The following is a 14488-nucleotide window of genomic DNA, read 5'->3' on the forward strand; positions in this document are numbered from 1 at the left end:
AAAACGGTTGCCCGGTGGGGCTATTCCAGAACCGTGTACAGCTCGCTGCTGCGCCCGCCATCGACCGGCAGACTCGCGCCGGTGATGTACGACGCCTCGTCGCTGGCCAGGAACAAAATGGCGTTGGCCACCTCGCGGGGTTGGCCGACACGTTTGAGCGGAATGAGTTTTTCGGTGTTGTGGCGGGTCTTGTCGTCGGTGAGCATGCCGCCGGTGGCTGGTGTTTCCACCACGCCCGGAATCACCACGTTGCAGCGGATGTTGTGGCTGGCCCCTTCACTGGCCGCCGCGCGGCTGAAGTTGATCACCGCCGCCTTGGCCGCTGAATAACCGGCCATCCACGGCGTGCCGAACACCCCGCAGATCGACGCAATATTGATGATCGAACCGCTGCCCTGCGCACGCATCAGGCCCATGGCGGTGCGTGTGCCCCAGAACGTACCGTCCACGGTGGTGGAAAAGTTGGAGTGCCAGTCAGCGGTCGAGGTGCTGTCAATCGCACCCCAGCTGTAGGCCATCGCGTTGTTGACCAGAATGTCTAACCGCCCATTGCGCGCGGCCGCGGCCTCAATGGCCGCCACAAAGGCGGCTTCCTGACTCACATCCGCCACGGCACATTCGGCTCGACCGCCGGCATCGCGCACCTGCGCGGCGACGGCTTCAAGCGGTTCGATCCGGCGCCCGCAAAGCACGACCAGCGCGCCCTCCTCGGCAAACCGCAACGCGGTGGCCGCGCCAATGCCTGAACCGGCGCCAGTGATCAATGCAACTTTGCCTTGTAAACGACTGCCCATGACCTGCTCCTTAATCCGCTGTTAGATGAACGCCATGCCGCCGTTAACCGCGAGGTTTTGCCCGGTGATGAAACTGGCGTCATCGCTGGCCAAAAATGCGGCGACCCGGGCAATTTCTTCGGTTTCACCCATGCGCCCCAGCGGGATGGCCTTGAGCATGCTGTGCATCCAGTCGTCCGGGATGTCCGCCATCATTGGCGTGTTGGTCGGGCCGGGGACGATGGTGTTCACGCGAATACCCTGGCCTGCCAGTTCACGGGCCATGCTGCGGGTCAGGCCCATTACCCCGGCCTTGGCCGCGCAGTAATGGCTAGGCCCTTCGCCGGTGATGGCGGCGGTGCTGGAAATGTTGATCACCACGCCCGGCGTTGCGGCCTTGAGCATCAGCTTCACCGCCTCGCGGCTGCAAAAAAACGGGCCGGTCAGGTTGACGCCGATGACACGCTGCCAATGTTCGTCAGGGGTGTCAGCGAAAGCATCGATGGAGCCGATACCGGCGTTGTTCACCAGCACATCAAAACGCCCGAAGCGGGCATACACCGCCGCCATGGCGGTGGCGACCGAGTCGCTGTCTGCCACGTTGCAGTCCACGGCCATGGCGTTGTCGCCCAGCCCTTCGATGGTCTGGCGCGCTGCCTCAAGGTTGATGTCGGCGGCCACCACATGGGCGCCCTGTTCGGCAAAGTGGCGCACGATGGCGCGCCCCATGCCTTGGCCTGCGCCGGTTACAAATGCCACTTTATTGATCAGCTTCATACGTTTCTCCCGCTTGCCAGAGTGCTGCCCGACTGCAGCGCGGAACGGCTGACGGCGGGATTGGGGAGCAATCATTGACTGCAGGCCAGCGCGCAACATCGTCCGATGGGACTAACCCCGAGTTCGGCGGGCTCACAACGCCGTGACGGGGTTCGCAGCCTCGGGCATCGACTCCGGGCAAGCTGGCATGGCAGGCCGCACAGACGCGCAAACAGCCTGCGTGCCGAAGGTGGTCTGAACGGACGATGCTGTTTTCGACCCGCCTGTGAAATAACCCTTCCCACTAGAACAAAAACCGGGAGAACCCGCCGTGAGCACACCCTTGCGCCCCACCTGGCGAACGCATTACGCATTAGGCGTACTGGCCGCCATTTACGTCTTCAACTACATCGACCGCTTGCTGATGGCGATTCTGATCGAACCGGTGAAGGCCGAATTCGGCATTTCCGACACCGGCATTGGCCTGTTGTCGGGCGTCACATTTGCGGTGTTCTACACCCTGTTCGGCTTCCCCCTCGGGCGCCTGTCCGACCGGGTCGGACGTAAATCGGTGATTGCCTTCAGCTGCATCGCCTGGAGCGTGATGACGATGTTCTGCGGCCTGGCGGCCAGCTTCAGCATGCTGGTGGTCGCGCGTATCGGCGTGGCCATCGGTGAGGCCGGGGGCACGGCGCCGTCGATGGCCATGGTGTCGGACTTGTACCCCCCGGAGCGTCGTTCAACCGCCCTCTCGGTGCTGATGCTCGGTTCCAGCCTCGGGGCGATTTTCGGCCTCGGGCTCGGTGGCTGGATCGCTCAGCATTACGGGTGGCGCAATGCCTTTGTGATCATCGGCGCACCGGGGGTGTTTCTCGGCTTGCTGCTGTTGCTCACCGTGCGGGCGCCTAAACCCGCACAGCTGGTCAAACCGGCCGATGTGGTTCAGGACCATTGGGCCGTGACCCTACGCCAGTTGTTTGAAGTACCCTCGTTCGTGTGGATTGTGCTCACGGGCGGCTCGGCGGCCATCGCGGGTTACGCCATCGGCACCTGGAGCCCAAGCTTTTTGATTCGCTCCCATGGCCTGAGCCTGCAAGACGCCGGTTTGCTGGCCGGGGTGGCGGGCGGTGCGGGCGCCACGCTCGGCACCCTGACCTGCGGGGTGTTGTGCGACCGCCTGGCACGCCGCGACAAGGGCTGGCAAATCGGGGTGCCGCTGCTGGGCACACTCATCAGCATTCCCTTCGCACTGGCGTATTTCCTGTGGCCCACCGGCACGGCGTTTTATGTCGGCAACACCCCCGTGCCCACCGCGTTTTTGTTTTATTCGGTGTTCAGCTTCTTCGGCACATGGTGGGCAACTCCGTGCCTGGGCGCCATTTCGCACTTGTTCCCGGCCACGCGACTGGCACAGGCGACCTCGATTTTTGTGATGGCCATGACCCTGTTGGGGGTCGGTGTCGGGCCGTTGCTGATCGGCATGCTCAGTGACGGTTTTGCACACCGTCTGGGCAACGAAGGACTGCGTTATGCCCTCGCCTCATGCGTGTCGTTGCTGGTCCTGGCGTCGGTGTTCCTGGCCCTGGCCTTGCCCCGCTACCGCAATCAATTGATCCATCCGACCCCTGCCGCCGCGCCTTTGGCCAAAGCGGTCACAGCCTGATTTTTGGAGATTGAGTCATGACCGAACAAGACCTGCCCCTGCCGATTGGGCATTTCGTCACGCTGGACAGTGGCCTGCGCCTGCACTTTCTGGATGAAGGCAGCGGCCCGGTGGTGCTGTGGTTGCATGGCAGCGGCCCGGGAGCCAGCGGTTTCAGCAACTTCAAAGGCAATTACCCGGCGTTCGCAGCCGCTGGCTTTCGCAATCTGGTGGTGGACTTGCCGGGCTTCGGCCGCTCCGACAAGCCGGAAGACGTGCAGTACAACCTGGATTTTTTCGTCACCGCCCTGTCGGGGTTTCTCAAGGCGGTCGGGGTCACCCGCGCCACCGTGCTCGGCAACTCGTTAGGCGGCGCGATTGCCCTGGGCCTGGCGCTGGCTGAACCGCACCGCGTTGAAAAGCTGATCCTGATGGCACCCGGCGGCGTTGAAGAGCGGGAAACCTACTTCGAGATGATCGGCATCCAGCGCATGGTCGAGCTGTACAACGCAGGCCCGCTGGACATCGAGCACATGCGCCGAATCATGAGCCTGCAACTGTTTGACAGCTCGCAGCTGGACGACAAGCTGCTGGCCGAACGCGTGGCCGTGGCCGCGCACCAGCCGCGCAACCTGTTCAGCACGATGATGGTGCCGAACATGACCCAGCAACTTGAAGCCATACAGGCCCCGATTCTGGGGTTCTGGGGCACCGACGATAACTTCAACCCGGCGAGCGGGGCCTTGAAGGTGCTGCAACATGCGCCGAATGCGCGCTTCACCCTGCTCAATCGCTGTGGCCATTGGGTGCAGGTTGAACACCGGGAACTGTTCAATAAAACGTGCCTGGCGTTTTTGAACGAATAAACCCACCTGCTTGGACTGACCTGACAATGACAACATTCCCTCAGTTGCTGGCACCCGGTCGCATCGGTTCACTGACGTTGCGCAACCGCATCATCATGGCGCCCATGGGCTCCAATTTCGCAGAAGCCGATGGCCATTGCGGCGAACGCATTCAGGCCTATTACGAAGCGCGTGCCCGTGGCGGCGCCGGGCTGCTGATCATGGGCGTGTGTTCGGTGGCCTTCCCTGCTGGCACCGCCGAGCCTTATCAGGTGGGCGTGTCCAGCGATGCGTTCTTGCCGGGGCTGAGCCGGCTGGCCGAACGGGTCCACCAACACGGCGCCAAGATCGCCATGCAGTTGCAACACGCGGGCAAGACCTCGGTGCGGGACATGGCCGAAGGTCGCCAGCTGTGGGTGCCCTCGGTGCCGCCGGTGTTGCACAGCGACATGATGGCCGCCCTGACCCCCGAAGAACTGGCCAACTTTGTCAGCTCGATGAAGCGTCGCGCTGAAGGCTCACCGATCCGGGTCATGGACCGTGCCGACATCGCACAAATGACCGACTGGTTCGCCAGCGCCGCCGAGCGCGCCAAACGCGCGGGTTTTGACGGCGTGGAACTGCATGCCGCCCATGGCTACATCATTGCCGGGTTCCTGTCGGGGTATTACAACAAACGCGACGACGAGTACGGCGGCACGCTGCAAAACCGCGCCCGCTTGCTGCTGGAGATCATCGCAGCGGTGCGTGCCAGGGTCGGCGCCGAGTTCGCGCTGTGGCTGCGGCTCGATGCCCAGGAGCTGCACACCCCCGGCGGCATTGATCTGGAGGACGCCAAAGCGGTGGCGCGCATGGCCCAAGCGGCAGGCGTGGACGCGGTGAGTGTGTCGGCCAGCGCCCGCATCACCAGCGGCGAAGTGTTCACCGAAGCGCCGCTGGTGCATCAGCCAAGCGGCTTTATGGAGTGGACCGCGGCCCTCAAGCGCAGCGTGGACGTGCCGGTGATTGCCGTCGGGCGCATCGAACCCGAGGCCGCAGAGGCCGCCTTGAAGCGTGGCGACTGCGATTTCATCGCCATGGCCCGCAAACTGCTGGCCGACCCCGACTTGCCCAACAAGCTGCTCAACAACCAACAAAACACCATCCGCCCGTGCATTTACTGCTACGTGTGCGTGAGCCAGATTTTCGTCAACGCGCGGGTCAAATGCGCGGTCAACCCCATGACCGGGCACGAGTTCGAGTACGTCATCACGCCGTGCGAGCAGCCCAAACATATCGTGGTGGTCGGCGCTGGCCCGGCCGGTATGGAGGCGGCGCGGGTGGCCAGTGCCCGGGGGCACCGCGTGACCTTGCTGGAACGCAGCGACCGCCTCGGTGGCACGCTGTTTTTCGCGGGGCTGGCGTATGCCGAAAACGCCCGTTTGCTGGACAACCTGCGTGCGCAGCTCGAACGTTCGGCGGTGGATATTCGCCTCAATACCCAAGCGTCCCCGGCGCTGTTGCGGGATCTGGCAGCCGATCAGGTGCTGGTGGCCGTGGGGGCCGAGCGCGCCGCACCGTCGATTCCCGGCGCCGATCAGGACCACGTATGGAGCGGCGATGAGTTGCGTCGGCTGATGACCGGCGACCGGGCTGAGGAGATTGCCCGGCGCAAACTGTCGTTCGCCCAACGCACCCTGATGAAAGCCGGCAGCCTGGCGGGCGTGACCGACAGCAGCGAGGCGATGCAGAAACTGTCCAGGGTCTGGATGCCGCTGGGCAAGCGCGTGACCATCATCGGCGGCGGGCTGGTGGGGCTGGAGCTGGCGGAGTTCCTGATCGCCCGCGGCCGTCAGGTCTGCGTACTCGAAAGCGGCAGCCACTTGGGCCGGGAACTGGCCATTGTGCGGCGCTGGCGTGTGCTGCATGAAATCCGCGCCCATGGCGGTGAGCTGATCACCGGGGCCAGCGTGACGTCGATCGACGGAGGGGCGGTCCACTATCAATTGGCGGATGGCCAACCTGGCACAAGCCCCGCCGACTCGGTGGTCCTGGCCATTGGCGCGCAACCCGACACCCGCCTGCTCGACGCATTGACCCATGCCGGGTTGCCGGCGCGCAGCATCGGCGACTGCCAGAATATTGGTTATATCGAAGGGGCCATCCGTGCCGGGCATCAAGCCGGACGGGATGCCTGAAACTGACACGGGCGTGTTTTTTCGCTGCGCCATGGGCTGACCTGCCCATCAAGCAGCGGCCCCTGAGCACGGATGCTCGCCACCACGCCCCCGACAGCGCTCAGTGGCGCTTTCCAAGGCCCACGGCTGGAGGGGTTTGAACTAACCCCTGCCCACAGCGTCCATCCATGTGATCCGATTCACATACCCGCAGGTGGACGCTGTTTTTTAAAAACCGTTAATGCCGTCTTAAACGTTGTTAACTGACTTAGCGTGCCGGGCATTTAAATCCCTCATGAACACGCCCGACTTTTAAGCGCCTAAAAATCAAACACCCCACGCTAACTTCGCACGCGATAATTACTTTCCTGAATAGCACCTGTCTGCCTGATGGAAACAGGTTCTGTTGATCTGTCTTTCATAGGTTTTTCACAAAAGTGCGTTTACCGTATGCGCTACCCGAACCCAACCGCGCCAAGAGTTCGTAGGCAAATCATGTAGATAACGCCGTTGAGGGCTTTACCTTTGTCCGCAATAGGCTTTAATCCCTGTGGGTGTTATGTGCAGTGCCCGTGTGTGCGTGTTGAGTTAAGACTTGCCGTCTTGTGCCATTGAAACTGACTGGAACGAATACTTTGAAACCCTACCCCATCCAGTGTGTGTCTATCGTCATTCCGGTCTACAACGAAGAACAAAGTTTGCCTGAGTTGTTGCGTCGTACTGAAGCGGCGTGTGCGCAACTGTCGCAACCCTATGAAATTGTGCTGGTGGATGACGGCAGCCGCGATGAATCGGCCAGCATTCTCCAGGAAGCGGCCGAGCGCGAAGGCAGCCCCGTGGTGGCGGTGATTTTGAACCGCAACTATGGCCAGCACGCCGCAATCATGGCCGGTTTCGAACATTCCAGAGGTGATGTCGTTATCACGCTGGACGCCGACCTGCAAAACCCGCCCGAAGAAATCCCGCGCCTGGTGGCTCAGGCCGCGCTGGGCTACGACGTGGTCGGCACCGTGCGCAACAACCGTCAGGACTCAGCCTGGCGCCGCTGGCCGTCACGCCTGATCAACCTGGCCGTGCAGCGCTCCACCGGGGTTGCCATGAGTGACTACGGCTGCATGTTGCGCGCCTATCGCCGTACCATCGTCGACGCCATGCTGGCGTGCCGCGAACGCAGCACGTTCATTCCGATTCTGGCCAACAGCTTCGCGCGGCACACCACTGAAGTGCTGGTCGAACATGCCGAGCGCGAGCACGGCGATTCCAAGTACAGCCCGATGCGCCTGATCAACCTGATGTTCGATCTGGTCACCTGCATGACCACCACGCCGTTGCGCCTGCTGAGCATCATCGGCTTCAGCATGGCTTTGTTGGGCGGGCTGTTCGCCATCCTGTTGATCGTGTTGCGCCTGATCTTTGGGGCGACCTGGGCCGGTGACGGCACGTTCGTCCTGTTTGCGGTGCTGTTTGTGTTCACCGGCGGACAGTTCATTGGCATGGGCCTGCTGGGTGAATACCTGGGCCGCATGTACAGCGATGTGCGGGCCCGGCCACGCTTCTTTATCGAAAAAATCGTGCGCGCCGAGCCGGCCAAGGCTGACGTTTCGACGACCCCTTCTTCTATTTCCACCTCGACACAGGTCCAATCATGAGTTTGAAAGCCGTAGTTTTCGCCTATCACGATATTGGCTGCACCGGCATCGATGCTTTGCTCAACGCCGGGTATGAAATCGCAGCGGTGTTCACCCATGCTGACGACCCGAAGGAAAACAACTTTTACGGTTCGGTTGCGCAGCTGTGCGCGCGCAAAGGCATCCCGGTGCATGCCCCGGAAGACGCCAACCACCCGTTGTGGGTCGAGCGCATTCGCAAACTGAACGCCGATTACCTCTTCTCGTTCTACTACCGCCATTTGCTGGGCGAAGAACTGCTCGCCAGCGTCAGCCAGGGCGCCTTCAACCTGCATGGCTCGTTGCTGCCGCGCTACCGTGGCCGCGCCCCGGCCAACTGGGTGCTGGTCAACGGTGAAACCGAGACCGGCGTCACCCTGCACCGCATGGTCAAACGCGCGGATGCCGGTGCCATTCTGGCCCAGCAGCGGGTCAGCATCGAACGCAGCGACACCGCGCTGAGCCTGCACGCCAAGCTGCGCGAAAGCGCGGCAGCCTTGTTGGCCGAAACTTTGCCCCTGCTGCCGGAAGGCAAGCTGACCGAAACCCCGCAAGACGAATCCAAAGCCACGTACTTCGGGCGTCGCACCGCCGCTGATGGCCTGCTGCAATGGGCGCGTCCGGCTGAAGAATTGTTCAATCTGGTGCGGGCGGTGACTCAACCGTATCCGGGCGCGTTCTGCGCCGTGGGCGAGCACAAACTGATTGTCTGGGCCGCCGAGGTGATGCCGGGCAATGCAGGGCTGGCGCCGGGCCACGTCATCAGCTGTGAGCCCCTGCGCATTGCCTGCGGCAAAGACTCGCTTGTCATCACCGCCGGTCAACGCAACGCCGACGGCCTGTACCTGAGCGGCCCGCAACTGGCCCGCGAACTGGGTCTGGTGGACGGCTCGCGCCTGCGCGGCAGTGAATCCGGGCGCCCTGCCCGCCGCACCCGCGTGCTGATCCTCGGGGTCAACGGGTTTATCGGTAACCACCTGTCCGAGCGCCTGCTGCAAGACGACCGCTACGAAGTGTATGGCCTGGACATCGGCTCCGACGCCATTGACCGCCTGCGCAGCCACCCGAACTTCCACTTTGTGGAAGGCGACATCAGCATCCACACCGAGTGGATCGAGTACCACATCAAAAAATGCGACGTGGTCTTGCCGCTGGTGGCCATCGCCACGCCGATCGAGTACACCCGTAACCCGCTGCGGGTGTTCGAGCTCGACTTCGAGGAAAACCTCAAGCTCGTGCGCTACTGCGTCAAATACAACAAGCGGGTGATTTTCCCGTCGACGTCCGAAGTGTATGGCATGTGCCAGGACAAGAATTTCGACGAAGACACCTCCAACCTGATCGTCGGCCCGATCAACAAGCAGCGCTGGATCTACTCGGTGTCCAAGCAGTTGCTCGACCGAGTGATTTGGGCTTACGGCCAGAAAGGCCTGAAATTCACCCTGTTCCGTCCGTTCAACTGGATGGGCCCGCGTCTGGACCGTCTGGATTCGGCACGGGTGGGCAGCTCGCGCGCCATTACCCAACTGATTCTGCATCTGGTGGAAGGCACGCCGATCCGTCTGGTGGATGGCGGTGAGCAAAAGCGTTGCTTCACCGACGTGGCCGACGGCATCGAAGCACTGGCGCGCATCATCGAGAACCGCGACGGCAAGTGCGACGGCCAGATCATCAACATCGGCAACCCGGAAAACGAAGCCAGCATCCGTCAACTGGGCGAAGAGTTACTGCGTCAGTTCGAAGCCCACCCGCTGCGCGACAACTTCCCCCCGTTCGCCGGTTTCCGCGACGTTGAGAGCCAGTCGTTCTACGGCACCGGTTATCAGGACGTCAGTCACCGCAAACCGAGCGTTGAAAACGCCCGTCGCCTGATCGACTGGACACCGACCACCGAACTGAGCGAAACCATTGGCAAGACTCTGGACTTCTTCCTGCGTGAAGCCATGGTAGAAATCGCGGAAAAACGCTAATGCAAGCAGGCCTGCGTATCGACGTCGACACGTACCGCGGAACCCGAGAAGGGGTTCCGCAACTGCTCGAATTGCTGGATGAAGCTCAGATCAAAGCCACGTTTTTCTTCAGCGTGGGGCCGGACAACATGGGACGCCATCTGTGGCGGCTGATCAAGCCCCAGTTCTTCTGGAAAATGCTGCGTTCCAAAGCCGCCAGCCTGTATGGCTGGGACATTTTGCTGGCGGGCACCGCCTGGCCGGGCAAACCGATTGGCCAGGAGCTGGGGCACCTGATGCGCCAGACCCTGGCCGCGGGCCATGAAGTGGGCTTGCACGCGTGGGATCACCACGGCTGGCAAGCCAACGCCGGGCGTTGGTCGCAGGCGCAATTGATCGAGCAGATCCGCCGGGGTGTCGACACCCTGAGTGACATCACCGGCCAGGCGGTCGAGTGTTCGGCCGCCGCGGGCTGGCGCGCCGATGAACGCGTGGTTGAGGCCAAGCAGGCCTTTGGCTTTCGTTACAACAGTGATTGCCGCGGTCACAGCCTGTTCCGGCCTCGTCTGGCCGATGGCCAGTTGGGCACGCCGCAAATCCCTGTGGACTTACCGACCTTCGATGAAGTCGTGGGGCCGCACCTGAGCGCGGCCGACTTCAACGCCTACATTCTTGATCGCTTCAGCCCGCACACGCTGAATGCCTACACCATCCATGCAGAAGTAGAAGGGATTCTTATGGCAAACGACTTCCGGCAACTGCTGGCGCAGGCACGCGCCCGCGACATTCATTTCCAGCCCTTGCGCGCGCTGTTACCGGCCAATCCCGACAGCATCCCCGCCGGGCAATTGAGCCGTGGCGTGCTGGAAGGCCGTGAAGGCTGGCTGGGAGTGCAGCAACCATGACCCTCAATCGCTGGGCAATCCCGTTGCTGATACTGGCGTTTGTCGCGTTCTATCTAGTGCCGCTGGGCACCCACGGCCTGTGGATCCCGGACGAATCCCGCTATGCGCAAATCGGTCAGCAGATCCTGATTGATGGCAATTGGGTCACGCCGCATTTCATGGACTTGCGCTACTTCGAAAAGCCCATCGCCGGTTACTGGATGATCGCCCTCGGGCAGGCCATTTTTGGCGAAAACCTGTTTGGCGTGCGCATTGCGTCGGCGCTGGCCACCGGCCTCAGCGTGTTGCTGGCCTACTGTGTGGCACGGCGCCTGTGGAACGACCCACGCAAGAGCGTGGCCTGCGCGTTGATCTACATGACGTTCGGCTTGATCGCGGGGCAAGCGGGCTACGCCAACCTCGATCCGCAATTCACCTTCTGGGTCAACCTGAGCCTGGTGGCGCTGTGGTTTGCCGTGGACAGCCGCAGCGGGCGCGAGCGCGTCATCAGCTGGGCCGTGTTGGGCTTTGCGTGCGGCATGGGCTTCATGACCAAGGGTTTTCTGGCGTTTTTGCTGCCGGTGCTGATCGCCCTGCCCTACATGATCTGGCAGAAACGCTTTGTCGAAATGGTCAAGTTCGGCCTGCTGGCCATGCTGGTGGCGGCGCTGGTGTCGCTGCCCTGGGTGCTGGCGGTGCATGCCCAGGAACCGGACTACTGGCGTTTTTTCTTTTGGCATGAACACATTCGCCGTTTTGCCGGTGAGGATGCGCAGCATGGCCGTCCGTGGTGGTTCTACCTGCCGCTGCTGGTGGTATCCAGCTTGCCGTGGGCCGCTTTGCTGCCCGTGACCTTCAAGGATGCCTGGCACAACAGGCGCAACGCCAAGGTGGTGTTTGTACTGCTGTGGATGCTGCTGCCGCTGGCCCTGTTCAGCCTGAGCAAAGGCAAACTGCCGACCTACATCCTGCCGTGCATGCTGCCGCTGGCATTGCTGCTGGGTCACGCACTGATGCAACGCGTGGAGCATGCGCAAACCGGCGCCTTGCGCACCAATGCACTGGTCAACCTGTTGCTGGCAGGGGTGGGTCTGGTGGCGTTGATCTACTTCCAAATCAAAAAGCCCTTCTACGACAACGAACCGCTGCACATGACCCTGCTGGTGATCGTGCTGCTGACCTGGATCGTCGCCGGTGCCGTGCAACTGTGGCGCCCGCTCTCGCTGTGGGCGGCGCCGGCCCTGAGCATGGGCGCGCTGGTTCTGTTGCTGCCGGCGGCCATGCCCAGCAGCGTGGTACACAACAAAATGCCCGACCAGTTCGTGCTGGAACACATCGAGGAACTGACGCCGGCCACTTCATTGCTCAGCAACGACCTGGGCGCGGCCTCGGCGCTGGCCTGGCGCCTGCGCCGTCCGGATGTGACGTTGTACAACACCCAGGGCGAAGTGAAATACGGCCTGACCTACGACGACGCCCAAGGCAAAAGCATCGGCCTGGCCGAGGTCGGTCCATGGCTCAGTGCCGCCCGCCTCAAAGGCCCCGTAGGTGTGGTAATGCGGGTAAAAAACAGCGATGAAAGCCATGAAATGGACATGCTGCCCAACGATGCCAAGCGCTATGACGAAGGCAACATGGTGATTCTGATCTTCCCGCAGAGCGCGCCATGACCCTTGTGTTGTTGCTCATGGCCTGTGTGCTGACCTGCGCGGGCCAGATCGCCCAGAAATATGCAGTCGAAGGCTGGCGCCGGGTGGACGCAGGCATTGCCGCCAAGCTGCGTTCGCCCTGGTTGTGGCTGGCGTTGCTGTGCCTCGGGCTGGGCCTGCTGGTGTGGTTGTTGGTCCTGCAACGGCTGGAGGTCGGGGTGGCCTACCCGATGCTCAGCCTGAACTTTGTGCTGATTACCCTGGTGGCGCATTACCTGTTCAAGGAACACATCGACCTGCGCCACTGGTGTGGCGTGGGGCTGGTGATCGCCGGTGTGGCACTGCTGGGGCAACACGCATGAGCCTGCGCCGTGGATTCACCTTTGCCAGCGCCAGTGTAGTACTGGTCAGCAGCGCCCAATTGGGCATGCGCTGGAGCATGACGCGTTTGCCGGAGCCGACCCACTGGCTGGACGCGCTGCGTCATGGCGAGGTCTCGCTGGCCGCAGTGGCCGTGGTCAGTGGCGCCATCGTGGCGTACGCGCTGTCGATGCTGTGCTGGTTGCTGGCGTTGCGCGACCTGCCGCTGGGTCGCGCGTATTCGTTACTGAGCATCAGCTATGCCCTGGTGTACCTGCTGGCCGCCAGCCTGCCGATGTTCCATGAAAGTTTCACGCTTTCAAAAACCCTGGGCGTGACGCTGGTCATTCTCGGCGTGCTCACCATCAACTCTCGACGTCCCCCAAGTTCCAGGAACTGCGCATGAAAATCAGTGTATTCGGTAGTGGTTATGTAGGCCTGGTGCAGGCGACGGTGTTGGCGGAAGTCGGTCACGATGTGATCTGCATGGACATCGATCAACACAAGGTCGAGTTGTTGCAGCAAGGCCACGTCAGCATCTTTGAACCGGGGCTCAGCGCCCTGGTGCGCGAGAACCTCGACAGCAAGCGCCTGCGGTTCACCAGTGATGAAAAGCTGGCCGTGGAGCACGGTCAGGTGCTGTTCATTGCCGTCGGCACCCCGCCCAGCGAAGACGGTTCGGCTGACCTGAGCGCGGTGTTTTGCGTGGGCGATGCCGTGGCCCGTCACCGCGAAGAGCCGGTGATTCTGGTGGAGAAATCCACCGTCCCCGTGGGCACCGGCGACGCGCTGACCCTGCACATCAATAACGCCTTGAAACAGAGTGGCCGCACGCTGCCATTTGACGTGGTGTCCAACCCCGAGTTTCTCAAGGAAGGCTCAGCCGTTTCCGATTGCCGCCGCCCGGACCGCATCATCATTGGCTGCGAACGCGAAGAGGTGCGCGAGGTCATGCGTGACCTGTATGCCCCGTTCAACCGCAACCATGACCGCATCATGTTTATGGACCTGCGCAGTGCCGAGCTGACCAAATACGCCGCCAACTGCATGCTGGCCACCAAGATCAGTTTCATTAACCAGATCGCCGAGCTGGCCGAACACTTGGGGGCCGACATCGAGGCTGTGCGCCTGGGCATCGGGGCCGATACACGCATCGGATATCACTTTATCTACCCCGGCTGCGGCTACGGCGGCTCATGCTTTCCCAAAGACATGCGGGCGCTGATCCAGAGCGCCAAGCAAGCCAACTGCTCCAGCGACTTGTTGCAAGCCGTCGAAGCCATCAACGAGCGGCAAAAGCACAAGCTGTTCGAGCGCATCCGCGCCTTCTTCAACGGTGATCTGGCCGGAAAGACGTTTGCCTTGTGGGGCCTTGCGTTCAAACCCAACACCGACGACATGCGTGACGCGCCAAGCCGCGTGCTGATGGAGGCATTGTGGGCTGCGGGCGCGCATGTTCGCGCTTTCGACCCGGAAGCCATGCAAGAAACCCAGCGGCTGTATGGGGACGAGCCGCGCCTGAGCCTGATGGGCACGCCGGAGTCCACCCTGACCGGGGCCGACGCACTGATCGTGTGCACCGAGTGGCAGCAGTTCAAAGCACCGGACGTTGAGCTGATCAAACAGCGCCTCAAAACCCCGGTGATTTTCGACGGGCGCAACCTGTACGACGGTGAGCGGTTGGCCAAAGCCGGGTTGCAGTATTTCCCGATGGGGCGCGGCGAATCCTGCAACTTGCCGGTTTCGCCCGGCGCCATGCCGTCGGCTGTACGCCTTTAAGGCGCCTGCAACGCCGCCATTGGCAACA

12 protein-coding genes are annotated in these 14488 nt (G+C 62.2%); 10 read left to right on the forward strand and 2 right to left on the reverse strand.

All coding sequences use genetic code 11. From position 1 onward, the window contains the following. Window positions 1-20: 20 nt before the first annotated feature. Together BKD70_RS21205 and BKD70_RS21210 are read right to left on the reverse strand one after the other, a co-directional pair. On the reverse strand, window positions 21-794 hold the full coding sequence (locus BKD70_RS21205; RefSeq protein ID WP_047274386.1) for an SDR family NAD(P)-dependent oxidoreductase: 774 nt from the start codon (window positions 792-794) through the stop codon (window positions 21-23). A gap of 21 nt (window positions 795-815) precedes the next feature. After that, entirely contained in the window at window positions 816-1550 is a 735-nt protein-coding gene (locus BKD70_RS21210) for an SDR family NAD(P)-dependent oxidoreductase (protein WP_047274384.1), read from the reverse strand. 310 nt (window positions 1551-1860) lie between these two features. On the opposite strand from BKD70_RS21210, the gene BKD70_RS21215 reads away from it, so the two are divergent. From BKD70_RS21215 to BKD70_RS21260, 10 genes are all read left to right on the forward strand, one after another. Then, window positions 1861-3192, forward strand: coding sequence for an MFS transporter (locus BKD70_RS21215; RefSeq protein WP_047274382.1), 1332 nt, complete (start codon window positions 1861-1863; stop codon window positions 3190-3192). 17 nt (window positions 3193-3209) lie between these two features. After that, window positions 3210-4037 carry an alpha/beta fold hydrolase gene (locus tag BKD70_RS21220; protein ID WP_047274380.1) on the forward strand — a complete coding sequence of 276 codons (828 nt, stop codon included), beginning with the start codon at window positions 3210-3212 and terminating at the stop codon, window positions 4035-4037. 26 nt (window positions 4038-4063) lie between these two features. After that, window positions 4064-6193 carry an FAD-dependent oxidoreductase gene (locus BKD70_RS21225; RefSeq protein ID WP_047274378.1) on the forward strand — a complete coding sequence of 710 codons (2130 nt, stop codon included), beginning with the start codon at window positions 4064-4066 and terminating at the stop codon, window positions 6191-6193. Window positions 6194-6807: 614 nt separating this feature from the next. After that, complete coding sequence (gene arnC, locus BKD70_RS21230; protein ID WP_047274376.1) at window positions 6808-7821, forward strand: undecaprenyl-phosphate 4-deoxy-4-formamido-L-arabinose transferase; 1014 nt, start codon at window positions 6808-6810, stop codon at window positions 7819-7821. Continuing rightward, window positions 7818-9809: a bifunctional UDP-4-amino-4-deoxy-L-arabinose formyltransferase/UDP-glucuronic acid oxidase ArnA gene (arnA, locus tag BKD70_RS21235; RefSeq protein ID WP_047274374.1), complete on the forward strand. Its 1992-nt coding sequence runs from the start codon at window positions 7818-7820 to the stop codon at window positions 9807-9809. Before arnC ends, arnA begins: the two co-directional genes overlap by 4 nt. After that, on the forward strand, window positions 9809-10693 hold the full coding sequence (gene arnD, locus BKD70_RS21240) for a 4-deoxy-4-formamido-L-arabinose-phosphoundecaprenol deformylase (protein ID WP_047274373.1): 885 nt from the start codon (window positions 9809-9811) through the stop codon (window positions 10691-10693). Before arnA ends, arnD begins: the two co-directional genes overlap by 1 nt. Then, window positions 10690-12342, forward strand: coding sequence for a lipid IV(A) 4-amino-4-deoxy-L-arabinosyltransferase (gene arnT, locus BKD70_RS21245; RefSeq protein ID WP_047274372.1), 1653 nt, complete (start codon window positions 10690-10692; stop codon window positions 12340-12342). The genes arnD and arnT overlap by 4 nt, the downstream gene beginning before the upstream one ends. Then, complete coding sequence (arnE, locus tag BKD70_RS21250; RefSeq protein ID WP_047274370.1) at window positions 12339-12683, forward strand: 4-amino-4-deoxy-L-arabinose-phosphoundecaprenol flippase subunit ArnE; 345 nt, start codon at window positions 12339-12341, stop codon at window positions 12681-12683. The genes arnT and arnE overlap by 4 nt, the downstream gene beginning before the upstream one ends. Then, window positions 12680-13087, forward strand: a complete 408-nt coding sequence (gene arnF / locus BKD70_RS21255) for a 4-amino-4-deoxy-L-arabinose-phosphoundecaprenol flippase subunit ArnF (RefSeq protein WP_047274368.1) — start codon at window positions 12680-12682, stop codon at window positions 13085-13087. Before arnE ends, arnF begins: the two co-directional genes overlap by 4 nt. Further along, window positions 13084-14460 carry a UDP-glucose/GDP-mannose dehydrogenase family protein gene (locus BKD70_RS21260; RefSeq protein WP_047274366.1) on the forward strand — a complete coding sequence of 459 codons (1377 nt, stop codon included), beginning with the start codon at window positions 13084-13086 and terminating at the stop codon, window positions 14458-14460. Before arnF ends, BKD70_RS21260 begins: the two co-directional genes overlap by 4 nt. Window positions 14461-14488 lie beyond the last annotated feature (28 nt).

The sequence above is a fragment of the Pseudomonas sp. BS-2016 genome, from assembly GCF_001806145.1.
GTDB lineage: Bacteria > Pseudomonadota > Gammaproteobacteria > Pseudomonadales > Pseudomonadaceae > Aquipseudomonas > Aquipseudomonas lundensis.

Coding starts and splice junctions, on each gene's coding strand:
- BKD70_RS21205 (WP_047274386.1), bottom strand. CDS start 794: ATGGGCAGTCGTTTACAAGGCAAAGTTGCATTGATCACTGGCGCCGGT.
- BKD70_RS21210 (WP_047274384.1), bottom strand. CDS start 1,550: ATGAAGCTGATCAATAAAGTGGCATTTGTAACCGGCGCAGGCCAAGGC.
- BKD70_RS21220 (WP_047274380.1), top strand. CDS start 3,210: ATGACCGAACAAGACCTGCCCCTGCCGATTGGGCATTTCGTCACGCTG.
- BKD70_RS21225 (WP_047274378.1), top strand. CDS start 4,064: ATGACAACATTCCCTCAGTTGCTGGCACCCGGTCGCATCGGTTCACTG.
- arnA (WP_047274374.1), top strand. CDS start 7,818: ATGAGTTTGAAAGCCGTAGTTTTCGCCTATCACGATATTGGCTGCACC.
- arnD (WP_047274373.1), top strand. CDS start 9,809: ATGCAAGCAGGCCTGCGTATCGACGTCGACACGTACCGCGGAACCCGA.
- arnT (WP_047274372.1), top strand. CDS start 10,690: ATGACCCTCAATCGCTGGGCAATCCCGTTGCTGATACTGGCGTTTGTC.
- arnE (WP_047274370.1), top strand. CDS start 12,339: ATGACCCTTGTGTTGTTGCTCATGGCCTGTGTGCTGACCTGCGCGGGC.
- arnF (WP_047274368.1), top strand. CDS start 12,680: ATGAGCCTGCGCCGTGGATTCACCTTTGCCAGCGCCAGTGTAGTACTG.
- BKD70_RS21260 (WP_047274366.1), top strand. CDS start 13,084: ATGAAAATCAGTGTATTCGGTAGTGGTTATGTAGGCCTGGTGCAGGCG.